The sequence below is a fragment of the Nocardia sp. FBN12 genome, from assembly GCF_054031145.1.
Genome location: NZ_CM132926.1, coordinates 3,308,995 through 3,333,092, shown reverse-complemented (window position 1 = coordinate 3,333,092; position 24,098 = coordinate 3,308,995). Strand labels below are relative to the sequence as shown.

At 68.0% G+C, this 24,098-nt stretch carries 23 protein-coding genes; 14 read left to right on the top strand and 9 right to left on the bottom strand.

Going from position 1 to position 24,098, the window contains the following annotated elements; genetic code table 11:
- Positions 1-202: 202 nt before the first annotated feature.
- Complete coding sequence (locus ACWZHB_RS16045; protein WP_427908737.1) at positions 203-2,593, top strand: MMPL family transporter; 2,391 nt, start codon at positions 203-205, stop codon at positions 2,591-2,593.
- A gap of 83 nt (positions 2,594-2,676) precedes the next feature.
- Here ACWZHB_RS16045 and ACWZHB_RS16040 read toward each other — a convergent pair whose 3' ends face one another.
- Positions 2,677-3,441 carry an SDR family oxidoreductase gene (locus ACWZHB_RS16040; RefSeq protein ID WP_427908736.1) on the bottom strand — a complete coding sequence of 255 codons (765 nt, stop codon included), beginning with the start codon at positions 3,439-3,441 and terminating at the stop codon, positions 2,677-2,679.
- Positions 3,442-3,564: 123 nt separating this feature from the next.
- On the opposite strand from ACWZHB_RS16040, the gene ACWZHB_RS16035 reads away from it, so the two are divergent.
- The gene (locus ACWZHB_RS16035) at positions 3,565-5,196 is read left to right on the top strand and encodes an ABC-F family ATP-binding cassette domain-containing protein (protein WP_378627138.1); all 1,632 of its coding nucleotides are present in this window, start codon (positions 3,565-3,567) and stop codon (positions 5,194-5,196) included.
- A 168-nt stretch (positions 5,197-5,364) separates the two neighbouring features.
- Positions 5,365-5,637, top strand: coding sequence for a helix-turn-helix domain-containing protein (locus ACWZHB_RS16030; protein ID WP_266290315.1), 273 nt, complete (start codon positions 5,365-5,367; stop codon positions 5,635-5,637).
- Between the two features lie 22 nt (positions 5,638-5,659).
- Here ACWZHB_RS16030 and ACWZHB_RS16025 read toward each other — a convergent pair whose 3' ends face one another.
- The 4 genes from ACWZHB_RS16025 to ACWZHB_RS16010 all read right to left on the bottom strand — a co-directional run bounded on the left by ACWZHB_RS16025 (position 5,660) and on the right by ACWZHB_RS16010 (position 8,255).
- Complete coding sequence (locus tag ACWZHB_RS16025; RefSeq protein ID WP_427908735.1) at positions 5,660-6,619, bottom strand: hypothetical protein; 960 nt, start codon at positions 6,617-6,619, stop codon at positions 5,660-5,662.
- 14 nt (positions 6,620-6,633) lie between these two features.
- Entirely contained in the window at positions 6,634-7,047 is a 414-nt protein-coding gene (locus tag ACWZHB_RS16020; RefSeq protein ID WP_427908734.1) for a hypothetical protein, read from the bottom strand.
- Between the two features lie 287 nt (positions 7,048-7,334).
- Positions 7,335-7,754, bottom strand: a complete 420-nt coding sequence (locus ACWZHB_RS16015) for an acyl-CoA thioesterase (RefSeq protein WP_427908733.1) — start codon at positions 7,752-7,754, stop codon at positions 7,335-7,337.
- 78 nt (positions 7,755-7,832) lie between these two features.
- Positions 7,833-8,255, bottom strand: coding sequence for a cupin domain-containing protein (locus ACWZHB_RS16010; RefSeq protein WP_427909179.1), 423 nt, complete (start codon positions 8,253-8,255; stop codon positions 7,833-7,835).
- 137 nt (positions 8,256-8,392) lie between these two features.
- Between ACWZHB_RS16010 and ACWZHB_RS16005 the strand changes: the two genes are divergently transcribed.
- The gene (locus ACWZHB_RS16005) at positions 8,393-8,893 is read left to right on the top strand and encodes a MarR family winged helix-turn-helix transcriptional regulator (RefSeq protein ID WP_427908732.1); all 501 of its coding nucleotides are present in this window, start codon (positions 8,393-8,395) and stop codon (positions 8,891-8,893) included.
- Between the two features lie 94 nt (positions 8,894-8,987).
- On the opposite strand, the gene ACWZHB_RS16000 is transcribed toward ACWZHB_RS16005, so the two are convergent.
- Both ACWZHB_RS16000 and acnA read right to left on the bottom strand, forming a co-directional pair.
- Positions 8,988-9,557, bottom strand: a complete 570-nt coding sequence (locus ACWZHB_RS16000) for a TetR/AcrR family transcriptional regulator (protein ID WP_266290299.1) — start codon at positions 9,555-9,557, stop codon at positions 8,988-8,990.
- Between the two features lie 131 nt (positions 9,558-9,688).
- Positions 9,689-12,502, bottom strand: a complete 2,814-nt coding sequence (gene acnA / locus ACWZHB_RS15995) for an aconitate hydratase AcnA (protein WP_427908731.1) — start codon at positions 12,500-12,502, stop codon at positions 9,689-9,691.
- A gap of 284 nt (positions 12,503-12,786) precedes the next feature.
- Between acnA and ACWZHB_RS15990 the strand changes: the two genes are divergently transcribed.
- From ACWZHB_RS15990 to ACWZHB_RS15945, 10 genes are all read left to right on the top strand, one after another.
- Positions 12,787-13,332: an Rv1476 family membrane protein gene (locus ACWZHB_RS15990; RefSeq protein ID WP_427908730.1), complete on the top strand. Its 546-nt coding sequence runs from the start codon at positions 12,787-12,789 to the stop codon at positions 13,330-13,332.
- Between the two features lie 265 nt (positions 13,333-13,597).
- A complete protein-coding gene (locus tag ACWZHB_RS15985) occupies positions 13,598-15,022 on the top strand; it encodes an NlpC/P60 family protein (protein ID WP_427908729.1) in 1,425 nt (474 codons plus the stop codon).
- Between the two features lie 176 nt (positions 15,023-15,198).
- The gene (locus ACWZHB_RS15980; protein ID WP_427908728.1) at positions 15,199-16,359 is read left to right on the top strand and encodes an AAA family ATPase; all 1,161 of its coding nucleotides are present in this window, start codon (positions 15,199-15,201) and stop codon (positions 16,357-16,359) included.
- Between the two features lie 29 nt (positions 16,360-16,388).
- Positions 16,389-17,339 (top strand): DUF58 domain-containing protein, encoded by a 951-nt coding sequence (locus tag ACWZHB_RS15975; RefSeq protein ID WP_427908727.1) that lies wholly within the window; start codon positions 16,389-16,391, stop codon positions 17,337-17,339.
- On the top strand, positions 17,336-18,340 hold the full coding sequence (locus ACWZHB_RS15970) for a VWA domain-containing protein (protein ID WP_427908726.1): 1,005 nt from the start codon (positions 17,336-17,338) through the stop codon (positions 18,338-18,340). The genes ACWZHB_RS15975 and ACWZHB_RS15970 overlap by 4 nt, the downstream gene beginning before the upstream one ends.
- Positions 18,341-18,424: 84 nt before the next feature.
- Positions 18,425-19,144, top strand: a complete 720-nt coding sequence (gene fabG1 / locus ACWZHB_RS15965; protein ID WP_427908725.1) for a 3-oxoacyl-ACP reductase FabG1 — start codon at positions 18,425-18,427, stop codon at positions 19,142-19,144.
- Between the two features lie 74 nt (positions 19,145-19,218).
- The gene (gene inhA, locus ACWZHB_RS15960) at positions 19,219-20,055 is read left to right on the top strand and encodes an NADH-dependent enoyl-ACP reductase InhA (RefSeq protein ID WP_266290283.1); all 837 of its coding nucleotides are present in this window, start codon (positions 19,219-19,221) and stop codon (positions 20,053-20,055) included.
- On the top strand, positions 20,055-21,104 hold the full coding sequence (locus ACWZHB_RS15955; protein ID WP_427908724.1) for a ferrochelatase: 1,050 nt from the start codon (positions 20,055-20,057) through the stop codon (positions 21,102-21,104). The genes inhA and ACWZHB_RS15955 overlap by 1 nt, the downstream gene beginning before the upstream one ends.
- Before the next feature lie 86 nt (positions 21,105-21,190).
- Positions 21,191-21,583 (top strand): hypothetical protein, encoded by a 393-nt coding sequence (locus ACWZHB_RS15950; protein ID WP_427908723.1) that lies wholly within the window; start codon positions 21,191-21,193, stop codon positions 21,581-21,583.
- Between the two features lie 88 nt (positions 21,584-21,671).
- Positions 21,672-22,175 (top strand): hypothetical protein, encoded by a 504-nt coding sequence (locus ACWZHB_RS15945; RefSeq protein ID WP_427908722.1) that lies wholly within the window; start codon positions 21,672-21,674, stop codon positions 22,173-22,175.
- A gap of 108 nt (positions 22,176-22,283) precedes the next feature.
- Here ACWZHB_RS15945 and ACWZHB_RS15940 read toward each other — a convergent pair whose 3' ends face one another.
- Positions 22,284-23,096, bottom strand: a complete 813-nt coding sequence (locus tag ACWZHB_RS15940; RefSeq protein ID WP_427908721.1) for a hypothetical protein — start codon at positions 23,094-23,096, stop codon at positions 22,284-22,286.
- Between the two features lie 80 nt (positions 23,097-23,176).
- A complete protein-coding gene (locus tag ACWZHB_RS15935) occupies positions 23,177-24,001 on the bottom strand; it encodes a DUF3097 domain-containing protein (RefSeq protein WP_427908720.1) in 825 nt (274 codons plus the stop codon).
- Positions 24,002-24,098 lie beyond the last annotated feature (97 nt).

Below are 24,098 nucleotides of genomic sequence, written 5' to 3'. Positions count from 1 at the left end.
CCGAGACCCGTAGCCGACCGGACGGACGAGGGTGTGCCGGAGGCCCGGCGGCACCGCCACGAAGTTGCTACGATCGCCACGCGAACGCGCCGACCCGCCAACAGGATCGGGTGAGACGAGGCGGGACGGCCCGGTTGTATTCCGAGCCCCCGCGCGTCGACATGCGGTCGCGTCATCGCGTGATCAGTTAGGGGACAATTCGGTGTTCGAATTCACCAGGCGGCGCAGTCGCTGGGTGCTCGGTGTTTTCGCGGTGCTCGCGGTGGTGCTCGGCGCCCTGGGTGCCACGTTGTTCGAGCGGGTGGAGGGCGGCGGATACACCGACCCCGGCAGCGAATCCAGCCGCGCGCTCGAGGTGCTGCGTGCCGAGTTCGGGCAGTCGCCGCCGAATCTGCTGCTGCTGGTGGAGACCGAGTCCTCGGTGGAGGATCCCGAATCCACCGCGGCGGCAACGGCATTGGTCGCCAACCTGCAGGAACGCGAGGGCGTCACCGAGGTGATGTCGTACTGGACCACTCACCTGCCCGCGCTGCGCAGTGTCGACGGCAAGCAGGGTCTGATCGTCGCGAGTGTGCTCGGCAGCGAACGCGAGATCGACCAGCGCGTCGCCGCCATCGCCGGGGAGCTGACGGGGAACCAGGGATCGTTGCAGGTCAGGGCGGGCGGATTCGCCATGCTGATGCACGAGACGGTCCAGCAGAGCAAGACCGATATCGCCAAGGGCGAGGCCATCGCGTTCCCGCTCACGCTGATCGCGCTGCTGTTCGTCTTCGGCGGCCTGGTCGCCGCGAGCCTGCCGTTGCTCGTCGCGATCGGCACCGTGCTCACCACCATGGGCGCGCTGTGGTTGCTCACGCTGTTCACGCCGCTCTCGGTCACCGCGACCAATGTGGCGACGCTGCTCGGCCTCGGGCTCGCCATCGATTACAGCCTGCTGATCGTCAACCGCTATCGCGATGAACTCGCCGATGGCCGCACTCCGGCGGGCGCGGTGGCCACCACGCTGCGCACTGCGGGCCGGACGGTCGCGTTCTCCGCGCTCACCGTCGCGGTGGCGCTGGCCGGGTTGCTGTTCTTCCCGCTGCTGGCGATCCGGTCGATGGGGTACGCGGGCATCGTTGTCGCGGCGCTGGCCGCGCTGGTGTCGCTCACCGTGTTGCCCGCCGCGCTGCTGCTGATCGGCACACGCATCGACAAGGGTCAGCTGGGCTGGTGGTTCCTGCGCGCGCCGCGCCCCGCACCGGGCGAGGGTGCCTGGCACAAACTGGCTACGGCCGTGATGCGCAAGCCGATCTCGATCGGGCTCGCCGTCACCGCGCTGCTGCTCCTGCTCGGCGCACCGTTCCTCGGCGTGAAACTCGGTTTCCCGGACGAACGAATCCTGCCGGAAGCGATGAACTCCCGTCAGGTCGCCGAGATCGTCGCCCGCGACTTCGGCGAGAGCGACCAGCACACCCTGGTAGCGGTGCTGCCGGACAGTGCTTACAGCGCAGCGGGACTCGACACCATCGCCCGTGACCTGTCCGACCTCGACAATGTCCGCCGCGTCGACACCGCCACCGGCAGCTATGCCCAGGGCGGGCTGCTCGTCGAACCCACCGCGGACAACGCGCGATTCCGGGTCGAGCAGGCCGTCTACCTGTCGATCGTGCCCGCCAGCGGCGACAGCGACGCCCTGGCAAGCCTGGTCGAGCAGGTGCGCGCGGTGCAGACACCGAGCGAATTGCTGGTCGGTGGCGTGGCCGCGGCCAATGCCGACTCGGTCGCCGCCATCGAGAACGAACTGCCGTGGGCGCTCGGCTTCGTGGTGATCATGATGCTGATCGTGCTGTTCGCGCTCACCGGCAGTGTGGTGCTGCCGGTGCTGGCGGTGGTCCTCAGCGCGCTGAGCCTGACCGCGACCTTCGGTGCGCTGGTGTGGATCTTCCAGGACGGGCACCTGTCCGGGGTGCTCGGCTTCACCGTTACCGGGGATCTGTCGGCCACCGTCCCGGTGATGCTGTTCGCCGCGGCCTTCGGGCTCGCGATGGACTACCAGGTGTTCCTGCTTTCGCGGATCCGCGAGGAATACGACCGCACCGGCAAGAACGAGACCGCGGTCGCGCTCGGCCTGGAACGGGTCGGACGCATCGTCACCGCCGCGGCGATCCTGATCTCCCTGGTGTTCCTCGGCTTCCTCGCTTCCGACATCACCTTCATGAAGGCCTTCGGCATCGGCCTGCCGCTGGCCGTGATCGTCGACGCCACCCTCGTGCGCGGGTTCCTGCTCCCCGCCGCGATGAAGGTGCTCGGCGACGCGAACTGGTACGCACCGGAATTCCTGCGCCGCCTGCACGACCGGTGGGGCCTGGATGACAGCGGCGCGGCGCGATCGCCGAAACGTGAAGTGGTGGTGCGCGATCCGCTCGCCGCGGCCAGGGGCGAGGAGGTCGTTGTCGTGGATCCGCTCGCGCGGGCCGAGGCGGCACGCGCTGAGGCTGCACGCGCCGAGACAGAGCGGGCCGAGGCAGAGCGCGCCGAGGACGGGACCGGCGGCGCGCGGCCGCAGGCGAGTATCTCGGCCTCGTCGGGAAGCCGCGCGACCTCGGACTGACGCGACCCCGGACTGACGAAAAGTCGCAGGGGCGGGCAACGCGGAAACGCGGCCCGCCCCTGCGAGTTTCGGCGGAGTGCGTGTCAGATGCCGCCGGTGGACAGGAACCCGCCGTCGACCCGCACACAGTCGCCGGTGATCCACGCGGCCTCGTCGGACACCAGGAACGCGATCAGCCGAGCCACATCCTCGGGCTCGCCGAGTCGCTTCATCGGGTACACGCTCGCGGCGCGCTCCTCGTCGTCGGAGTAGAGCGCATCGGCGAACTTGGTCTTGACCACGCCCGGCGCCACCGCGTTGACCCGGATCTTCGGGCCCAGCTGCCAGGCCAGCTCCTCGGTGAGCCGGATCAGCGCCGCCTTCGACGCGCCATAGGCCGAGATCACCCCGGACGACCGGATGCCCGCGACGCTGGCCACGTTCACCACAGCGCCGCCGTGCTCGGCCATCCACGCGCGGTAGGCCTGCTGGACGAAGCCGAGCGACGCCACCACGTTCACGTCGAAGATCTTGCTCACGCCACCCAGGTCGGCGTCCATCAGCGGACCGTAGACCGGGTTGATGCCGGTGTTGTTGACCAGGATGTCGAGCGAGCCGTACTCGGTGACGGCCCTGGCCACGGCTTCCGCGCGCGCGTCGGCGTCACCCGCGTTGCCGGCGATAAAGCTCACCTGGCCCTTGTGTCCCAGCGCGCGCAGCTCGGTAGCGGCGGCCTCCAGCGGTTCGGGTTTACGGGCGGTGATCAGCACGTTCGCGCCCCGGCGCATCAGTTCGGCCGCGGTCGCGAGGCCGATGCCGCGACTGGCTCCGGTGACGAGGGCAGTGCGGCCAAGTAGATCGGTAGTCATGCCAAGAGAGTAACCACGCTCACATCGGGCAGCGCCGGGTGCGGCTTCCGGCGAGGGCGACGGTAAAATAAGTGGTTCTTGCCGATATACCTTTCCCGCTTGTCTTACTCTGAGGAGAACTCTGTGATCACGGCGACCGACCTGGAGGTCCGGGCCGGAGTCCGCACCCTGCTCTCGGCCCCGGGGCCGGCGCTGCGGGTGCAGTCCGGCGACCGGATCGGACTGGTCGGTCGTAATGGTGCGGGTAAGACCACCACCCTGCGCATCCTCGCGGGCGAGGGTGAGCCGTATGCCGGAAAGATCACTCGCTCCACCGACATCGGTTACCTGCCGCAGGACCCGAAGGAAGGCGATCTCGATGTGATCGCCAAGGACCGGGTGCTGTCGGCGCGTGGGCTCGACGTGCTGCTGCGCGATATGGAGAAGGCCCAGGTCGAGATGGCCGAGGTGGCCGATGATGCCGCGCGCGACAAGGCGATTCGCCGATACGGGCGCCTCGAGGACCAGTTCTCCTCGCTCGGTGGCTACGTCGCCGAGAGCGAAGCGGCACGCATCTGCAACAGCCTCGGCCTGCCCGACCGCGTCCTCGACCAGCAGCTGCGCACCCTCTCCGGTGGTCAGCGTCGCCGCATCGAGCTGGCCCGCATCCTGTTCTCGGCCTCCGACGGCTCCGGCGGGCGCTCCGATCGCATCCTGCTGCTCGACGAGCCGACCAACCACCTCGACGCCGACTCCATCACCTGGCTGCGCGGATTCCTGCAGAACCACGACGGCGGCCTGATCGTGATCAGCCACGACGTGGAACTGCTCGGCGACGTGGTGAACAAGGTGTGGTTCCTCGACGCCGTGCGCGGCGAGCCCGACGTCTACAACATGGGCTGGAAGAAGTACCTCGACGCCCGTGCCACCGACGAGCAGCGTCGTGTCCGCGAGCGCGCCAACGCCGAGAAGAAGGCGGGTGCGCTGCGTCAGCAGGCCGCCAAGCTCGGCGCGAAGGCCACCAAAGCCGCTGCGGCACACCAGATGGTGCGTCGCGCCGAACGGTTGATCAACGAGCTCGACGACGTGCGCGTGAGCGACAAGGTCGCCCGCATCCGGTTCCCCGAGCCCGCCGCCTGCAGCAAGACACCGCTGATGGTGAAGGACCTGACCAAGCTCTACGGTTCCCTCGAAATCTTCACCGGTGTGAACTTCGCCGTCGACAAGGGCAGCCGCGTTGTGGTGCTCGGGCTCAACGGTGCCGGTAAGACGACCATGCTGAAACTGCTCGCCGGTGTGGAGACGCCCACCGCCGGTGGCGTCGAACAGGGCCGTGGGCTCAAGGTCGGCTATTTCGCCCAGGAGCACGACACCCTCGACGATCAGGCCTCGGTGTGGGAGAACATCCGCCACGCCTCCCCGGATGCGGGGGAGCAGGAGCTGCGCAGCCTGCTCGGTGCGTTCATGTTCACCGGGCCGCAGCTCGAGCAGCCCGCGGGCACGCTCTCCGGCGGTGAGAAGACGCGTCTGGCACTGGCCGGGCTGGTCTCCTCGGCGGCCAACGTGCTGCTGCTCGACGAACCGACCAACAACCTCGACCCGGTCTCGCGCGAGCAGGTCCTCGAGGCGCTGCGCACCTACGCGGGCGCCGTGGTGCTGGTGACCCACGATCCGGGTGCCGCCGAGGCGCTCAACCCGGAGCGGGTCATTCTGCTGCCCGACGGCACCGAGGACCACTGGTCCGCGGAGTACGCGGAGCTCATCGATCTCGCCTGATCCGTCATGGCCCGGAGTCAGGCGAAGTCGAATACTGCCTGATCTGATGTGAAACGCTGTGTCGGGGCGGAACTCGCCGGGGTCGCGTGAGTTTGATCACTGTTTTCGTTGATCACCGAGTGTGAAGTGTCTAGCCTGGAGGCAGTGCTCGGCGACTCGGAGGAAGCCATGAGCGACAGTGCCAGACAGGCCGCTAGATCGGCCAAGGGTAAATCGACGATCGGCAAGGCAGCGCTGGGCAAGGGCACCCGGGTGACGGGCAAGTCCCGCGACCGGTTGCAGTCCCAGTTGAAGAAGCAGTACGAGGCGGGCGCGTCCATTCGCACCCTGGCCAGGTCCACCGGTCGCTCGTACGGCTTCATTCACAATGTGCTGGTCGAGTCGCATGTCGAACTGCGTGGGCGCGGCGGCGCCAACCGGCGCAAGAATCCGGCCGACTGAGCCGCGGCGCGGACGCCGGCCGCTACCAGCCTGCGACGGCTCCGTCGCCGCGGACCAGCAGATTCGCCAGGCTGGCGAACAGCGGCAGCCCCGTCTTGATCTCGAGGTACGCGAACTGTCCCTGCGGGTTCACCTCGAGGAAGTAGTACTCGCCGTCGCTGCCCAGGCGCAGATCGACGACGCCGAAGCTGAGCCCGAGCGCACCCATCAGGGTCGCGAGGGACTTGCTCACCGAGGCGGGCAGCCGATCCGGCGCGAACGCGACCGAGGTGTCGAGCCGCGAATCGATGCGACCGACGCCCGCTTGCGAGTCGATGCGCACACTCCACTCGACACCGTCGACCCACACCACCCGCAGATCGCAGCTGGCCTCCACATAATCCTGGAACGTGGTCGGCGTCGAACGGATCGACTCGAGCCTGCTCAGCTCGGGCCTGGTGATGATCCTGGTCTCCGAGAACTCGCCACGCCCGGTGCCGGTGCGCTTGTACACCACTGGACCGCACCGGGATTCGACGAAACTGCGCGCCTCGTCCGGGTCGTTGGTGATCAGCGTTTCCGGGATCGTGAAGCCCGCCCGCTGCGCGGTTTCGAGCTGCACGATCTTGCGGGCCGCGGTGCGCTCGGCTGCCGGATCGTTGACCCAGTACGCCGGGATCGACCAGAGCATGCCCTGGATGAACCCGTCGCACTCGGCTTGGCGGAACTCGTCGTCGGCCGCGCGAACGCCGGTGGGAACCCGGCACGGATGCGGCCTGCGCCACCACACCGCACGGACGTCGTCGAGGCCGTGGATATGCGACATCGCGCGGTTGGTGCCCGCCTTGTCGAGCCGGAAACTTCCTGTCTCGGAAGGGAAGTCGCGCAGGTCGAGCCGAATCGGGTCCAGCCCGTGGTGTTCTCGCAGGGTCGACGCCAGCGCATCGGCGTGCAGGTCGTCGGTTTCGGAGACGATGAGCACGGCGTCGGTAGCGCCTTCCATGAGCCCGGTCCGCTTCAGTCGAGGCTGTCGCAGTTGATGCCGTCGCGGAAAGTGAACGTCGCCCCGGTGACACCACCTCGTTCGGCGATGCGCAGTTTCGTCGCCCAGCTGCGGGTGGCGCGGGCCAGCTGCTCGTCGCCGAGCGCTTCCGATGGTTCCGGTGCGAGCGTGATCGGCCGGTCGACGAGCTCGACGCGCATGCGCCGGGTGAAATCCGCTGTCGCGCCAGGGCGGATGTCGACGCGCACCTGACGTTCTCCCGCGCCCTCTTCGGTGAGTCGCACGACGTCGCTGCGGTCGAAAGTCCAGGTACCACCGTCGACCCGCACCGAGATGTCGCGATCGGACTCGGCCACCAGCAATCCGCGCAAGGCGGGGCCCCGATCTCGGGACGACGCGGTAGCGGGGAGGTGGATGGCGTCGGTCATGGGCACTCACTCCGATCTTCTCGTCTGCTCGCGATTTGCCAGAACCCCAAAAGGTGCTTCGGATCATAGCGTGAACGGGTGGCCTGCCGAGCGGGTTCGCAAGATTTGCGGAGCGCCGGGCAAACCGCCGAGCGGCGCGTGATCGCCTTGCGGGGAAAGAATTTCGGACAACTCGGATGCGTCAACTGTGTTCGCATGGGCAATCCGGCAGCAAACATATACGACAACGGCGCGACGGGCAATCCCGGACGGATGCCGGGAGCTGCGCGCCGCGCCGTGTGTGGTCGCTAGAGGCCGAGCAGTTCGGGATTCTCGGCGAGGCCGCGGAAGTGTTCGGCCGGTTCGGGGACGAGTCGACGGGTCGTCAGATCCATCGCACCCGCCACGACGGTGATCTCCGCGGAGACGGTGCCGTCGAGCTTGATGATCTGCTGGTGGAAGCGGAAGACCTTCTCGCCTTCCTTCCAGTCGAAGACGCAGGTCACCGTGACCTCGTCGCCGCCGCGCAGCTCGCGCTTGTATTTGATGGTCGACTCGAGCACCACCGCGCCGACACCGCTGGCGATGAACTTGTCCTGCGAGATGCCCGCCGCGCGCATCAACTCCCACCGGGCGTGCTCACCGTACTGATGGTAGACGGCGTGATTGAGGTGGCCCTGGGTGTCGAGCTCGTAGCCGCGGACGAGGACCGGTACGGAGAACGTCATACGGTGTATAACCAGGCGCTCTCGACGGGTTGTTCCCGTTTCGGGTGCAATATCGGCCACAGTGGTGCCGAGGGCGTATTACCCGCGATGGGCGTTGCGCTCGGCCCACCAGGCGGGCGCGTCGACGAAGTGATTGTCGAATTCCTCTTGGGCAGCGACGAATTCGTCGTGGGTGGCCTGGCCGTGGATCAGCCGGTCGAGCAGGCGGAAGTACTCGAAGCGCTGTACGCCCGGCATCAAGGCGATCAGAATGCGCGCGCCGCTGTCGGGGGTCGCGCCGAAGGCGTGCGGCACTTGCCGCGGCACGACCAGCGAGCCGCCCGCACCGACGGTGAGGATGCGGTCCCCGGCCATGACCTGGAGTTCGCCGTCCGCGACGTAGAACAGCTCATCGGAGCGGGTGTGGAAATGCGGCGCGGCGCCGTCGGCGCCCTGCGTCATGGTGACTTCGAGCGTGCTGACCGCGCCGTCGCTGGCGTTCGCGTCGACGAGCAGGCGCATCCGCACGTTCTCGGTGCCCAGAGTCTCGGCGTCTTCGGGCAGGCAGAGGGCGATGTCGCGGGAGTTCGTCATGACCGTTCCGTTCGTCGGTTGATAATTCGGTACCGAACTATATCTCAGCGAATAGAATCGTGTCCATGGATGAACGCGAACCGGATGTGGTCGATGCGATCGCAGCGCAGTGGCGGCGGGAGCGACCCGAGCTGGAACTCGAGGCGATGGCGGTCTTCGGCAGGCTCGGCCGGCTGATGACCATCGCCATGGCGCGGATCGAAACCGTGTTCACCGCACACGGTTTGCAACGGGGTGAGTTCGATGTGCTTGCGGCACTGCGCCGTTCGGGTGCGCCCTGTGAACTCAACCCGTCGGTGCTCGCCGACACTCTGATGCTGTCGCGCGCAGGCATGACCGGCCGCATCGACCGGCTCGAGACGGCGGGCCTGGTGCGTCGGGTCGCCGACCGCGAAGATCGACGCGCCGTGCGGGTGGCGCTCACCGAGGACGGGCGCGCACTGATCGACACGGTGGTCGTGGCCCACACCGAGAACGAGACGGCCATGCTCTCGGTTCTCGATCCCGCGGATCGGGCCGCCCTGGACCGAATTTCGCGAACTCTGCTCAGTCGGTGGGCGGAGTGACCGCCCGATCCCGATCAGCGAAACGGCGCCTCGCGATGATCCCGCCGGGCGCAAGAGTGGCGGCCATGGCGGCGGGAACCGTGTGGAGCCTGACTCAGGACTCCTTGCGGCGCACCGAGGCTTCGACGAGATCCAGTACGGCCGAAAGGTTTTCGTTCGTGTGGCCCGAGGCGATGCGGGCGATCAGACCGTCGAGGACCAGGTCGAGGTAGCCGAGCAGGACGTCGGTGGGGACGTCGTCGCGCAGGGCGCCCGCGGCCTTGCGGCGTTCCAGGCGCGCCAGGGTCGCGGCGGTGAGTTCGGCGGAGCGTTGGGTCCAGCCCGCGCGGAATTCGGGGTCGGTGCGGACCCGGCGGGCGATTTCGAGGCGGGTGCCGAGCCAGTTGAATTCTTCGGGGCGGGCGAGCATATCGCGCATGACCTGGACGAGACCCTGGTTGGCGGCGACGTCGGCCATCCGCTCTGCGTCGTCTTTGGCGAGGGCGAAGAACAGGGCATCCTTGTCGCGGAAGTGGTGGAAGATCGCGCCGCGCGAGAGGCCGATCGCTTCTTCCAGGCGGCGCACGGTGGCGCCGTCGTAGCCGTATTCGGCGAAGCAGCGTCGTGCACCGTCGAGGATCTGGCTGCGGCGGGCGGCGAGGTGGTCGTCGCTGACCTTGGGCATGATTCCTCCAGCTAGCGGATACACGGACCCCCGCCCCGGCGAACCGAGACGGGGGCTGTCGCATTATTCACGGGCATACGAATGCCCTTGTGGCGCAACATCTTACGATGTCACGCCACCGGGTCGAGCAGTTAGCCGCGGATCATGTTGCGCAGCACGTACTGCAGGATGCCGCCGTTGCGGTAGTAGTCGGCCTCACCGGGGGTGTCGATGCGGACGACCGCGTCGAACTCGGTGACCTTGCCGTCTTCGGCGGTGGCGGTGACCTTGACGGTCTCGGGGGTGACACCCTCGTTGAGGGCGGTGATCCCGGCGATGTCGAAGGTCTCGGTGCCGGTCAGGCCCAGCGACGCGGCGGATTCGCCGGCCGGGAACTGCAGCGGCACAACGCCCATGCCGATCAGGTTCGAGCGGTGGATGCGCTCGAACGACTCGGTGATGACGGCCTTCACACCCAGCAGACTGGTGCCCTTGGCGGCCCAGTCACGCGAGGAGCCCGAACCGTATTCCTTGCCACCGAGCACGACCAGCGGGATGCCCGCGGCCTGGTAGTTCTGCGAGGCGTCGTAGATGAACGCCTGCGGGCCACCGTCCTGGGTGAAGTCGCGGGTGTAACCACCCGAGACGTCGTCGAGCAGCTGGTTGCGCAGCCGGATGTTGGCGAAGGTGCCACGGATCATGACCTCGTGGTTGCCGCGACGCGAGCCCAGCGAGTTGTAGTCCTTGCGGGCCACACCGTTGGCGTCGAGGTACTGCGCGGCCGGGGTGCCGGGCTTGATCGGGCCCGCCGGGGAGATGTGGTCGGTGGTGACCGAGTCGCCCAGCAGCGCCAGCACGCGAGCGCCGGCGATATCGGTGACGGGGGAGGGGTCCATCGACATGCCGTCGAAGTAAGGCGCCTTGCGCACGTAGGTCGACTTCTCGTCCCACGCGAAGGTGTCACCCTCCGGGGTCGCCAGACCCTGCCAGCGCTTGTCACCATCGAAGATGGTGGCGTAGGAGTTGCGGAACATGTCCTGGCTGATCGACGTCTTGATGGTGTCGTCGATCTCCTGGGCCGAGGGCCAGATGTCCTTCAGGAAGACATCGTTGCCGTCGGTGTCCTGGCCCAGCGCGTCGGTCTCGAAGTCGAAGTCCATCGTGCCCGCGAGCGCGTACGCGATGACCAGCGGCGGGGAGGCCAGGTAGTTCATCTTCACGTCGGGGGAGATGCGACCCTCGAAGTTGCGGTTACCCGAGAGCACCGCGGTGACCGAGAGGTCGTTGTCGTTGATCGCGGCCGAGATCGCCTCGGGCAGCGGACCGGTGTTACCGATGCAGGTGGTGCAGCCGTAGCCACCGACGAAGAAGCCGAGCTTCTCGAGGTAGGGCCACAGACCGGCCTTCTCGTAGTAGTCGGTGACGACCTGCGAACCCGGCGCCATGTTGGTCTTCACCCACGGCTTGGTCGCGAGACCCTTTTCCACCGCGTTGCGGGCGAGCAGGGCGGCGCCGAGCATGACCGACGGGTTGGAGGTGTTGGTGCAGGAGGTGATACCCGCGACCACGACGGCGCCGTGATCGAGCACGAACTTGTTGCCGTCCTCACCGACGACCTCGATCGGCTTGGACGGCCGGCCGTTGGCACCCTTGGCCGCGGAGTGCGCGGGCGTGTAGGTGTCGTCGGCGGCGCTGGCGGACACAGCGGTCGAGTCCGAGGCCGGGAAGGACTCGTCGACGCCCTCGTCCAGCGCGGTGAGCTCACCTTCGCCGACGTAGTTGACGATGTCGGAGCGGAACGCGCGCTTGGAGTCGCTGAGCAGGATGCGGTCCTGGGGACGCTTCGGGCCCGCGATCGAGGGCACCACGTCGCCCAGATCGAGCTCGAGGTACTCCGAGTACACCGGCTCGCGCTCGGCGTCGTGCCACATGCCCTGTTCCTTGGCGTACGCCTCGACGAGCGCGAGCTGCTCGTCGCTGCGGCCGGTCAGGCGCAGGTAGTTGATGGTCTCGGAGTCGATCGGGAAGATCGCGGCGGTGGAACCGAACTCGGGGCTCATGTTGCCCAGGGTCGCGCGGTTCGCCAGCGGTACCTCGGAGACGCCCTTGCCGTAGAACTCGACGAACTTGCCGACGACGCCGTGCTTGCGCAGCTGCTCGGTGACGGTGAGCACCACGTCGGTGGCGGTGACGCCCGGCTTGATCTCACCGGTCAGCTTGAAGCCGACCACGCGCGGGATGAGCATGGAGACCGGCTGGCCCAGCATCGCGGCCTCGGCCTCGATGCCACCCACGCCCCAGCCGAGCACGCCGAGGCCGTTGACCATGGTGGTGTGCGAGTCGGTGCCGACACAGGTGTCGGGGTAGGCCTGGCCGTTGCGGACCATGACGGTGGGGGCCAGGTACTCGATGTTGACCTGGTGGACGATGCCCATGCCAGGGGGGACGACCTTGAAGTCGTCGAAGGCGCCCTGGCCCCAGCGCAGGAACTGGTACCGCTCGCCGTTGCGCTCGTACTCGAGGTCGACGTTGCGCTCCAGCGCGTCGGCGCGGCCGAAGACGTCCAGGATCACCGAGTGGTCGATGACCATGTCGGCGGGCGAGAGCGGGTTGACCTTGCTCGGATCGCCACCGAGGACGGTGACGGCCTCGCGCATGGTGGCGAGGTCGACGATGCAGGGCACGCCGGTGAAGTCCTGCATGATCACGCGCGCGGGGGTGAACTGGATCTCGACGCTCGGCTGCGCCGAGGGGTCCCAGTTCGCGATCTCGCGGATGTGGTCGGCGGTGATGTTCGCGCCGTCCTCGGTGCGCAGCAGGTTCTCTGCCAGCACCTTCAGGGCATAGGGCAGCTTCTCGGTGCCGGGAACAGCCGAGAGACGGAAGATCTCGTAGGAGTTGCTTCCGACCTCGAGCGTGCCTTTGGCGCCGAAGGTATCAATCTTCGTCACGTCAGCTCCACTCATGTGTGAGGGTGTGCCGCCGGCGGGGCTGTGCCGGCGACTCGCGTCTTCGGAGGGGGTATCCGGCGCCGTTATGTGCCGGTTTCCTCGCCGTACGAGCCTAACAGTACGCTTGTCCTATGAAATACGCGGGGGCCGCCGACAGCGGCGTGCGGACGTAGGAGAGCGCTACGTCGCGTACTGTGCCTGACGAGCGAAGTCGGCCGAAGACGCAGTGACGCTCACCTTGGCAGTGTTGGACGCCCGTCGCGACACCGGCGATCGTGGCTCGACAGACCGGATGGAAGATGACCACTTTTGCGCCGATGGCGGCTGAGCTGCCACCGAACACCGTGCTGAGCAGCGTCGCGTCCGACCTCGCCGACAATCACGTCGCGGCCCCCAAGGGTCAGGATCAGGAGAAACTGGCGGCGATCGTCGCGCAGGCGCGATCCGAGGGGATCCCGCTCAGCGTCGTCATCGTTCCCGGTAATCCCGGCCACGACTCGAGCCTACGTGATCTGGCCACCGAGGTCGGCGAAAGCACGCACGGAACTGTCGCGGTCTTCAGCGACGACTGGCTCGGCACCTACAGCGACGGCATCAGCCGGGTTCGCCTCGAATGGGCCGAGGACGCGGCCAAGTACAAGGGCAACCATCCCGAAGAGGCCGTGCAGGCCTTCGTCGACCGGCTGGAGCAGCCGGAAGGCGTCTCCTGGAGCGTCATCACCGCCGTGATGCTCGGCCTGATGGCGCTGGCGATCGCCGGGCTGTACCTGGTGAAGGTCCGCCGTGGCCCCGACGTCCCGGCTGTCACCGAGTCGCCGCGCGTCGATGCGAGCTCCGCCAACTAACTGATTTCACTCCAGTCACATTTCCAGACCAACGGTCTGTTTTATGGCGTAGAAAACTGTCTCGCGTCAGGCTAATTCTGAGCAATCGATGAATTGCTGCCGCGCGCCACTGTGGCAGTTGTTTCCTTTGGGAACTATGTGTCGTACGGTAGCGGTGATCGCGATCGTGAATGCAGTGGTACAGGGGGCATTGGTCGACTCTTGTGGTCGGTGTTTCGGCTGATGTGCCGGTGGCGTATGTCGAGTCGAGATACTCGGAGGTGCCGTGCGCGGTGCGGGCAGGCAGGACGAACCAGGTCTATTACGAATAGCGATCGGGTTGCTGGCGGTGATGGCGGTGCTGCTCACCGCGGGCCCGGTCGCCGCGGTGCCACCTCCGCCGCCCAATCCCTCCGACGGTGAGATCGCGGGAGCGGGCGCCCAAGTCGACGCGCGGGTCAGCGAGATCGGCGTACTGATCAATCGCGTCGCCGCGGCCGATCAGCAGTTGCGCGAACTCGACGACCAGCTCGCGGGCAAACGCGAAGCGGTCAACCAGGCGCTCGTCGACCTGCAGACCGCCCGCGACGCCGCCGACGCGGCCGCTGCGGCCGTTACCGACAGCCAGGACCGACTGGCCGACGCGGGCACGAAAGTCGGTGTGGCACGCCAGGATTTCGATCAGGTCGCCACCCAGGCCTACGTGCGCCCCGCCAACAGCTCGGTCGTCACCTACCTCGCCTCCTCGACCCCCGACGCCGCGATGGATCGCGCGCAGGTGCTCGGCATGGTGTCGAAGAACCAGCGCCAGGTCCTGGACGGTCTACGTCGTGCCCAGATCGACCAGGCCAACCAGAACTCCGCCGCCCGGCAAGCCAAGGCCGACGCCGATACCGCCGCCGCGGGCGCGGAACAGAAACGTGACGCCGCCCAGACCGCGGTGAACATCGCCAAGACCGAGTTCGACACCCAAGCTGTGGCCCGCGACAACTTGCGCCGCGACCGCAGCGCCGCCCAGACCGCCCTCGACGCCGCCCGCTCGACGGTCGCCGGCCTGCAGGGCCAGCGCGAGATCTTCCTGACCTGGGACGCCCAACGCGAGGCCGAGGTAATGGCCCTACTGGCCGCCGCCAACGCCGCCGCCTCCCGCGCCGCCGCCGACAAAGCCGCCCGCGAACGCGCCGCTGAACTCAACGAGGGCCAGCGCCCCCACACCGACCTCGAATCGACCCCCGCCTCCCCCCGCCGAACCAAACCGCGCCCCTCGCAGCCCCAGATCACCGGTTCGGCCGCGATCGAAACGGTGGTCGACCGCGCGATGTCCCAACTCGGCGTCACCTACGCCTGGGGCGGCGGCGACGAGGACGGCCCCACCCTCGGCATCCGCGACGGCGGCACCGGCGACGCCCACGGCGACTTCAACAAGGTCGGCTTCGACTGCTCGGGTCTGATGCTCTACGCCTTCGCCGGCATCGGCGTCTCGCTACCGCACTACAGCGGCTACCAGTACAACGCGGGCACCCGCGTCGACGTCGAGGACCGCGAACGCGGCGACATGCTCTTCTGGGGCCCCGGCGGCAGCGCGCACGTGGCGATGTATCTGGGCAACGGCACGATGATCGAGGCCCCTGAATCTGGGGATATCGTGAAGATTTCGCCGGTTCGCGAGGACGGCATCATGCCGTACGCGGTTCGCATCGTCACCGACTGAGTGGGTATCAGTGCTGGTAGAGGCCGGATCGGCGAAGTGCGCACCACACTCGCCGATGCGCGTGAGCGCCGTCACCACCATGACGAATCCCCGTCTAGTACTGGCCGGTTGCGGCGGACCGGGCGATTCAATGGAATAGTTGGTGCCGCACGCACAGGACCAAAGCGAAAGCGGGGATGTTGGTGACTTCGACGGAAGGTGTGAGCGGGCCGAAGCTGGCGAAGGACGCCGGTACGGCTACGCCGAGCACCCTGGAGCGTGACGTCCAGACTCTCGAGAAGGCGATCTACGAGGTCAAGCGGGTTATCGTCGGTCAGGATCGGCTTGTCGAGCGTTTGCTCGTCGCCGTGCTGGCGCGCGGACACGTGCTGCTCGAAGGTGTGCCGGGCGTCGCGAAGACTCTTGCGGTGGAAACCTTCGCCAAGGTCATCGGCGGCTCGTTCTCCCGGGTGCAGTTCACCCCGGACCTCGTGCCCACCGACCTGATCGGTACCCGCATCTACCGGCAGGGCCGCGAGGAATTCGACACCGAGCTCGGCCCGGTCGTCGCGAACTTCGTGCTCGCCGACGAGATCAACCGCGCACCGGCCAAGGTGCAGTCGGCACTGCTCGAGGTGATGGCCGAGCGCAAGCTGTCGATCGGCGGCAAGACCTACCCGATGCCCGATCCGTTCCTGGTCATGGCGACCCAGAACCCGATCGAGAGCGAAGGCGTCTACCCGCTGCCCGAGGCGCAGCGCGACCGCTTCCTGTTCAAGGTCGTCGTGGATTACCCCTCGGTCGAGGAAGAGCGCGAGATCATCTACCGGATGGGTGTGAGCGCGCCCGAGCCGAATCAGATTCTCGACCCCGAAGACATCATCCGCCTGCAGAAGGTGGCCGCCAACGTCTTCGTGCACCACGCGCTGGTCGACTACGTGGTCCGCGTGATCACCGCGACCCGCACGCCCGCCGACTTCGGCATGGACGACGTGGCGAGCTGGATCTCCTACGGTGCCTCCCCGCGCGCGAGCCTCGGCATCATCGCCGCGGCCCGCTCGGTGGCGCTGATCCGTGGCCGTGACTACGTGGTGCCCCAAGACGTCGTCGAGGTGATCCCGGACGTGCTGCGTCACCGTCTGGTGCTGTCGTATGACGCACTGGCCGACGAGGTGTCGCCTGAGGACGTCATCAAGCGCGTGCTGCAGACCGTCGGTCTGCCGCAGGTCGCCCCGCAGGCCAACGGTCAGGCTGCCCCGCAGCAGCCGCCGGTGCCCCAGCCGCCCCAGGCCCAGGCTGTGCCGCAGTCGGTGAACGGGCAGCAGTCCCAGCCCGCCGGCTCCGCTGCGCCCCAGTGAGTGCGCCGGAACCCGTTGTCCGCGTGCCCATGTCGTCTCACGCTCCGCCGTCGTTCCGGGCCGGTGAGCTGACCGACCCGAAGCTGTCCGCGGCGCTCAAGACCCTCGAGTTGACCGTGCGGCGCCGTCTCGACGGCGTGCTGCACGGCGACCATCAGGGGCTGATCCCCGGACCGGGGTCGGAACCGGGGGAGGCGCGGCTGTACCAGCCGGGTGACGATGTGCGGCAGATGGATTGGTCGGTGACCGCCCGCACCACCCATCCGCACGTGCGGCAGATGATCGCCGACCGCGAGCTCGAGACCTGGCTCGTGGTCGACCTGTCGTCCAGCCTGGATTTCGGCACCGGCCGGGTACACAAGCGCGACCTCGCGATCGCGGCCGCCGCGGCGATCACCCACCTCACCTCCGGTGGCGGCAACCGGATCGGCGCGGTCGTGGCGACCGGTCAGGACCTGGTACGCATCCCCGCTCGCAGCGGGCGAATGCACGCCCAGACCCTGCTGCGCGGCATCGCGACCACCCCGCACGCCCGCGACGGTGTGCGCGGTGATCTCAAGGCCGGGATCGAATCGCTGCGCCGTCCGCAACGCAAACGTGGTCTGGCCGTGGTGATCAGCGACTTCCTCGGTGACGTCGACTGGCAGCGTTCCCTGCGCGCGATCTCCGCCCGTCACGACATTCTCGCGGTGGAGGTGCTCGACCCGCTGGACATCGCGCTGCCCGACGGCGGCGACGTGGTGCTGCACGATCCCGAATCGGGCCGCACCCGCGAGTTCAGCGTCACCCCCACGCTGCGTGCCGATTTCGCGGCCGCGGCCGGAGCCCAGCGTGCGCAGGTGGCGCAGGCGCTGCGTAGCTGCGGCGCGCCGGTGCTCACCCTGCAGACCGATCGGGACTGGATCGCCGACGTGGTCCGGTTCGTGTCCACCCGGCGCCACAGCCTCGGCGCCCCGAGCGGGCGGGTGCCTCGCCAGTGAGTATTTCGCATTTCACGGCCGTTGCATGGCTCGGTTTCCTCGCGGTCGTCGCCCTGCTGGTGCTCGGCTATGTGCTGGTGCAGCGCGCCCGGCACAAGCGGATGCTGCAGTTCGGCAACATGGCCATCCTGGAGCGGGTCGCCCCCTCGCGGCCGAGTCCGATGCGCCACGCGCCGATCGCACTCATCCTGGTCGGCCTGGTGCTGCTGACCATCGCCGCCGCGGGCCCGACCGCCGTGCAGAAGGTGCCGCGCAACCGCGCGACTGTTGTTCTGGTGATGGATGTTTCGCTGTCGATGGAAGCCACCGACGTGGAGCCGGACCGGCTGCAGGTCGCGCAGAAGGCCGGTAAGGATTTCGTCGACGGGCTGACGCCCGGTATCAACCTCGGCTTCGTCACGTTCGCGGGCACGGCCTCGGTGATGGTGTCGCCGACGACCAACCGCGAGGCGGTGAAGCACTCGATCGACAACATCAAGCTGGCCGAGCGCACCGCCACCGGCGAGGGCGTCCTCACCGCGCTGCAGTCGATCGACACCCTGGCCGCCGTGCTCGGTGGCGCCGAGACGCCCCCGCCGGCGCGGGTGGTGCTGATGTCGGACGGCAAGCAGACCGTGCCCGACGACAAGGACGTCGACAACCCGCGCCACGGCTTCACCGCCGCGCGCCTGGCCAAGAACAAGGGCATCCCGGTCTCGACGATCTCCTTCGGCACCGAATGGGGCACGGTCGAGATCCCGGATTCCGACGGCAAGGGTTCACAGCGGGTGAAGGTCCCGGTCGACAACGACTCGTTGCGCGAGATCGCCGAGCTGTCCGGCGGCGATTTCTACACCGCCTCGTCGCTGGCCGAACTCACCGCGGTCTACGACACCCTCGAGGAACAGATCGGCTACGAGACCACGCGGGGCGACGCGAGCAGGCCATGGCTGCTGCTCGGCATGCTGGCCATCGCGGCGGGAGTCGTGGTCAGTTTGCTCTATCGTCAACGCCTGCCCTAGCTCCCCACGCCCCGCGTTGTGAGCTGTCGCAACGGCGCGACCCTGACGCGGGGCGCACGAATCGGAACAGATAGGTTGGACCCTATGTCGAACGTCACATCACGGTCGGTCCTGGTCACCGGCGGTAACCGCGGTATCGGTCTCGCCGTTGCGCAGCGTCTGCAGGCCGACGGCCACAAGGTCGCCGTCACCCATCGTGGATCGGGGGTGCCCGAGGGTCTGTTCGGCGTGAAATGCGATGTCACCGACAGTGATTCGATCGACCGCGCGTTCACGGAGGTCGAGGCGCATCAGGGACCTGTCGAGGTCATCGTGGCCAACGCGGGCATCGTGGACAACACGCTGTTCATGCGTATGAGCGAGGACTCCTTCACCAAGGTCATCGATGCCAACCTGACCGGGGCATGGCGAGCCGCCCAGCGCGCCAATCGCAATATGTTGAAGGGCCGCTGGGGCCGGGTCATCTTCCTGGGGTCGGTCGTCGGTCAGATCGGCGCGCCTGGCCAGGTCAACTACGCGGCGGCGAAGGCGGGTCTCGTCGGTATGGCGCGCGCGATCACCCGTGAGGTGGGCAAGCGCAACATCACCGCGAATGTGGTGGCGCCCGGCCTGATCGACACCGACATGACCCGCGAGGACATGACCCCGGAGATGCGCAAGGCCGCGCTGGAGTTCATCCCCGCAGGCCGGATCGGCCAGGCAGAGGATGTCGCCGCGGCGATCAGCTTCCTCGCCTCCGACGATGCGTCCTACATCTCCGGTGCGATTATCCCGGTCGACGGCGGCATGGGTATGGGTCACTGACCCGCTAACGGACCGCACCGCGCCACCGACAAGGTGGCAGCACCCCACACTGATCTCAGGAGAACCGAAAACTCATGGGCGGACTGCTCGAAGGTAAGACCATCCTGGTCACCGGCATCATCACCGACTCGTCGATCGCGTTCCACGCGGCCGCGATAGCGCAGGAGCAGGGCGCGAGGGTGATCATCACCGGTATCCCCGACCGCCTGCGGCTCATCGACCGCATCGCCAAGCGGCTGCCGCAGGAAGTGCCGCCTGCCATCGGCCTCGACGTGACCAACGAAGAGGACCTGGCCGCGCTCACCGAGAAGCTGCGTGAGCTGGCGCCCGAGGGCATCGACGGCGCGCTGCACTCCATCGCGTTCGCGCCGCGGTCGATCATGGGACCCGGCGCGCTGCCGTTCCTCGAGGGTCCGGGCCCCGATGTCGCCAAGTCGTTCGAGATCTCCGCGTGGAGCTACGCCTCGCTCGCGCGCGCCGTGCTCCCCGTCATGAACGAGGGCGGCTCGCTCGTCGGCATGGACTTCGATCCGCGCGTGGCGATGCCGTACTACAACTGGATGGGCGTGTCGAAGGCCGCGCTGGAGTCGGTGAACCGCTATGTGGCGCGTGAGGTCGGCGCCGCCAAGAAGGTGCGCTCGAACCTGATCGCCGCGGGCCCGATCAAGACCCTCGCGGCCAAGGCCATCGCGGGCACCGCGACCGACGACGCCAAGCAGCTCGTCCAGCTCGACCAGTACTGGGACGGCGCGTCGCCGATCGGCTGGGACGGCAACGACCCGCGCGCGGTCGGCAAGTCGATCGTGGCGCTGCTCTCGGATTGGCTGCCCGCCACCACCGGCTCGATCATCTACGTCGACGGCGGCGCCAGCCACAACATGTGGTTCCCGGAGAACATGTCCCTGAGCTGATGCCGGACGCCCTGCTGCTGCTGTCCTTCGGTGGCCCCGAAGGCCCCGAGGACGTGATCCCCTTCCTGGAGAACGTCACTCGGGGCCGCGGGGTGCCTCCGGAGCGCCTCGCCGAGGTCGCGCAGCACTACCTGCATTTCGGCGGTGTCTCGCCGATCAACGCGTTGAATCGGCAGATCATCGCCGCGCTCGAGGCCGACCTCGCCGCCGCCGGGATGGAGCTGCCGGTCTATTTCGGCAATCGCAACTGGCACCCCATGGTCTCCGACACTGTCGCGCGGATGACCGCTGACGGCGTGCGCTCGGCACTGGTCTTCACGACCTCGGCGTGGGGTGGATATTCCGGTTGCCGCCAGTACGACGAGGACATCAGCCGAGCCCGCGCGGCGGTGGGTGACAGCGCCCCCGAACTCGTGAAGCTGCGTCAGTACTTCGACCATCCGCTGCTGATCGAGTCCTTCGCCGACGCGATCACCGCTGCGGTGCAACAGATTCCGGCCGATCGGCGGGCCGGTGTTCGCCTCGTATTCACCGCCCATTCCATCCCCGTCGCCGCCGACATTGCCGCGGGCCCGCCCGCTGACGGTGGCCGCCTCTACAGCCGACAGGTCGCCGAAGCCGCCCGATTGTGTGCCGCGGCAACAGGTTTCGCCGACTACGACGTGGTGTGGCAGTCGCGGTCGGGCCCACCGCAGGTGCCGTGGCTCGAACCCGACATCGTCGACCACCTGGATGTGTTGCACGGCAAGGGCATCGACGCCGTGGTGGTGTGCCCGGTCGGCTTCGTCTCCGATCACCTCGAGGTGATCTGGGACCTCGACAACGAAGCGTCGGCCCGCGCCGCCGAACTCGGCATGGCTTTCGCGCGCGCCGCGACCCCCGGCACCGATCCGCGGTTCGCCCGGATGATCGTCGAACTGATCGCCGAACGCGTGAGCGCCGGTCCGGTCCGTGAACTGGGTGAAGTCGCTGGTTACGGCTGCACGGTCGACGGTGCCCTGTGCGCGCCCGGGTGCTGCGCACCGCCCGCGCGCCCCGTCCGGCGCTGAACACAACCGGATAACCATTCACCGGTAGTCCCCGGTTCGAGGAGTAGCCTTTTCACAGTTGCGCTCGACTGATCGGAGGATTTCCGATGATTTCGACACCGCCGCGCCGCGCCACCGGGCTCGCCCTGGTCCTGTCCGCCGCCGCCCTCGGCCTGACCGGGTGCGGCGAGTCCGGCTACGAGACCCAGCCTCCGCACCCCACCGAGCCCACGATCTCGCAAGCTTCGGTCCAGGAACTGTGCGGCATTCTCGACGGCCAGAAGGGGACATGGAAGGCGCTCGGCCCGCCGGTCGCACGGGTGGCGTTCACCGGCGCGATGAAGTTGTGGACTGTGAACGACACCGTCGCCAACGCCGCCATCTCCTACAACCGCCGCATCGTCGACACCGTCACCATCCGCACCTGCCCGCAGGTCCGCGACGCCACGATGAAGTCGCTCGATGTTCCGGACCTGAAGGCCGCCCTCGGCGGATTCTGAACCGGCACTTCCCACTTGGCGCCGTCGCTGCGTTAGCATCGCCGCGGACCTTCGCCCGAAGGTTCGATGACGCTACGGGGAGGGCCCGATGAGCTATGTCGATGTGACGGTGACCGCACTATCCGGGGGAGGTGGTCTGTTCGTCGGCGAACGCGTACTCGCGGGCGACGCGGCGACAGTGCTGGCCCGTCGTGGGGGTGGCAGCGGCACGAGCGTCGGGATCGGCGTGCCGGACTGGGTCTGGTACCTCATCATCGGCGTGATCGTGCTCATCGTCCTCATCGTGCTGATCCGCAAGTTCAGCGGTGGGTCGAATCAGGGTGCGCCCCACCAGATGCCGCCACAGCAGCTGGCGCAGCAGCCGTACCCGGCGCAGTATCAGCAGCCCTATCCGCAGCAGCACCCATCGGCTCCCGGCTACCCGCAGGCGCAGTATCCGCCGCAGTATCCGCAGGGCCACTATCCCCAGCCGTATCCGCAGCAACAGCCGTATCCGCAGCAACAGCCGTACCCGCAGCAGCAGCCGTACCCGCAGCAGGCGCCGTACCCGTACCCCCAGCAGCCGCAGTACCAGCAGCCGTACCGGCGCTGACGAATCGGCCTCCGCCGGGTCCGGCGATGCCCGCTGGACTTCGGCGACGGCGCATGACTCGCACCGGCGAGGGCACCTTCGCCGGTGCCGAGCGGAAGACTCGGTCGGCTACGTGTCGCGGCGGGCGGCGGCGTGGACCGCGACGAGGCGGGCTTCGCGGATCGTGTTCCACAGTGGGCGCAGCAGGGATTCGTGCGCGCCGAGCGCGGTAGCCGAGGTGGGCGAGGACGCCGGCTCGTGCTGGGCGACGGTGAGGATCGCGGCCACATGATCTGCGGTATCGAGAATTCGCTTGGCACGCAACGGAATCGAGTCCGGGTACGCGTGGCGAGAGTAGGCCGCGAGCTGCGCCTCGATCTGCTCGCGCGGATCGTCGTCGCCGTTGCCGACCGCGGTGGTGTGCAGTCGCATCAGGGCGTCGGCGGCGTCGCGGACCGATTCGCGCATCGTGTATTCGGCCTCGCCGAGCGACATGTCGTGCCCGGCGACGCGGGGGAGGTCTACGCCGTAGACGGTCCACTGCAGCGTGTCGTCATCGTCCCACTGCGGGATCAGGCCGGTGCCGGGCTCGCCGGGAACACCGAGCAGCAGGCCTTCCTCGGCGTCGATCGCGTCGGCCGCGAAGGCGGAGCCGACGGGCAGCCCGCGCACATCACCCGGCGCGGGCAGGACCAGACGCAACTGCGCGCCGGCCGGGGCCATCGCCTCGCGGATCACCTTGAGCAGTGGCATGGCGCCGGTGCCCGCTTCGCCGCGTGCGGTCCACGGCAGATCCGTGCGTCCGCCGGTGACCGGGTCGCCCGCCGCGATGGTGTGGCGCGGTGCCCAGGCGTGCAGTGCCTCCAGCAGGTCGTCGGGCGCGCTGGTACCGGCCAGCCAGGAGCCGGCCCACAGCGTCAGCGTGGCACTGGGAGAGCACATAATCATCGAGCATAAAGGTTCGCCCGGCTTCGCGTGCGCGCACTGAGTGCTCGAACACGGCCCACTTGACCTGCTGCGCGTCAGTCCGGCTCGGTCACGAAGTCGATGAGTCGTTCGACGGCGCCGATGAGTGGGGGTTCCAGATCCCGGAACGAGTCGACCGCATCGTAGACACGGCGCCAGCCCTGCTGCGGTGTTCCCCAACCCAGCCGCGCGCAGATTCCGGTCTTCCAATCCTCGCCTCGTGGCACCGACGGCCAGGCCTCGATGCCGAGTGCGGCGGGCCGCACGGCCTGCCAGACATCGATGTAGGGATGGCCGGTGACCAGCACGTGCGGGCCGAGGCCGGTGGTCAGGTGCGTCTCCTTCGAGCCGGTCACCAGGTGGTCGACGAGCACGCCGACCCGCGCGCCCCGGCCTGGCTCGAACTCGGTGAGCCGGGCGCCGAGATTGTCGAGGCCCTCGAGATGTTCGACGACCACACCCTCCACCCGCAGGTCGTGGCCCCACACCCGCTCGACGAGGGCCGCGTCGTGCACGCCCTCCACCCAGATCCGGCTGGTCCGCGCGACTCGTGCGCGCACACCCTCGACCCGGGTGGAACCCGACGCCGACCGTGCCGGTTGCTTCGGCGCGGTCGTGCTGGGTTTGGTCAGCGTGACCGGTTTCCCGTCGATCAGGAACGCGGCCTCGCGCATCGCGAACAACCGCACCGCCCCGCGCGCGTCCTCCAGTTTCACGAACTCGCCGTCGTAGCTGCGATCGAAACCGACTACGGCACCGCAGAATCCGCTCGCCGCGTCCTCCACCACCAGGTCGCGTTCGGCGCTCACCGTCGGCACCGGCTTCTTCTTGGTCCGATCATGTCCGGAATAGATGTCGCCGTAGCTGTCTCGTGCACTCACGTCCCCGAAACTACCGCGCGCAGAAGGCAGCGCTAAGCACCGCCGCACCGTGACCGGCGATCACGCGAGGCCGCCCGTAAACCGGTCATCACGGCTA

What these genes read in the sequence shown, in the direction of transcription:
- ACWZHB_RS16040 (WP_427908736.1), bottom strand. Translation starts at nt 3,441, where the DNA reads ATGACTACCGATCTACTTGGCCGCACTGCCCTCGTCACCGGAGCCAGT.
- ACWZHB_RS16030 (WP_266290315.1), top strand. Translation starts at nt 5,365, where the DNA reads ATGAGCGACAGTGCCAGACAGGCCGCTAGATCGGCCAAGGGTAAATCG.
- ACWZHB_RS16025 (WP_427908735.1), bottom strand. Translation starts at nt 6,619, where the DNA reads ATGGAAGGCGCTACCGACGCCGTGCTCATCGTCTCCGAAACCGACGAC.
- ACWZHB_RS16020 (WP_427908734.1), bottom strand. Translation starts at nt 7,047, where the DNA reads ATGACCGACGCCATCCACCTCCCCGCTACCGCGTCGTCCCGAGATCGG.
- ACWZHB_RS16015 (WP_427908733.1), bottom strand. Translation starts at nt 7,754, where the DNA reads ATGACGTTCTCCGTACCGGTCCTCGTCCGCGGCTACGAGCTCGACACC.
- ACWZHB_RS16010 (WP_427909179.1), bottom strand. Translation starts at nt 8,255, where the DNA reads ATGCGCCTGCTCGTCGACGCGAACGCCAGCGACGGCGCGGTCAGCACG.
- ACWZHB_RS16005 (WP_427908732.1), top strand. Translation starts at nt 8,393, where the DNA reads ATGGATGAACGCGAACCGGATGTGGTCGATGCGATCGCAGCGCAGTGG.
- ACWZHB_RS16000 (WP_266290299.1), bottom strand. Translation starts at nt 9,557, where the DNA reads ATGCCCAAGGTCAGCGACGACCACCTCGCCGCCCGCCGCAGCCAGATC.
- acnA (WP_427908731.1), bottom strand. Translation starts at nt 12,502, where the DNA reads ATGAGTGGAGCTGACGTGACGAAGATTGATACCTTCGGCGCCAAAGGC.
- ACWZHB_RS15990 (WP_427908730.1), top strand. Translation starts at nt 12,787, where the DNA reads ATGACCACTTTTGCGCCGATGGCGGCTGAGCTGCCACCGAACACCGTG.
- ACWZHB_RS15980 (WP_427908728.1), top strand. Translation starts at nt 15,199, where the DNA reads ATGTTGGTGACTTCGACGGAAGGTGTGAGCGGGCCGAAGCTGGCGAAG.
- ACWZHB_RS15975 (WP_427908727.1), top strand. Translation starts at nt 16,389, where the DNA reads ATGTCGTCTCACGCTCCGCCGTCGTTCCGGGCCGGTGAGCTGACCGAC.
- fabG1 (WP_427908725.1), top strand. Translation starts at nt 18,425, where the DNA reads ATGTCGAACGTCACATCACGGTCGGTCCTGGTCACCGGCGGTAACCGC.
- inhA (WP_266290283.1), top strand. Translation starts at nt 19,219, where the DNA reads ATGGGCGGACTGCTCGAAGGTAAGACCATCCTGGTCACCGGCATCATC.
- ACWZHB_RS15955 (WP_427908724.1), top strand. Translation starts at nt 20,055, where the DNA reads ATGCCGGACGCCCTGCTGCTGCTGTCCTTCGGTGGCCCCGAAGGCCCC.
- ACWZHB_RS15950 (WP_427908723.1), top strand. Translation starts at nt 21,191, where the DNA reads ATGATTTCGACACCGCCGCGCCGCGCCACCGGGCTCGCCCTGGTCCTG.
- ACWZHB_RS15945 (WP_427908722.1), top strand. Translation starts at nt 21,672, where the DNA reads ATGAGCTATGTCGATGTGACGGTGACCGCACTATCCGGGGGAGGTGGT.
- ACWZHB_RS15940 (WP_427908721.1), bottom strand. Translation starts at nt 23,096, where the DNA reads ATGTGCTCTCCCAGTGCCACGCTGACGCTGTGGGCCGGCTCCTGGCTG.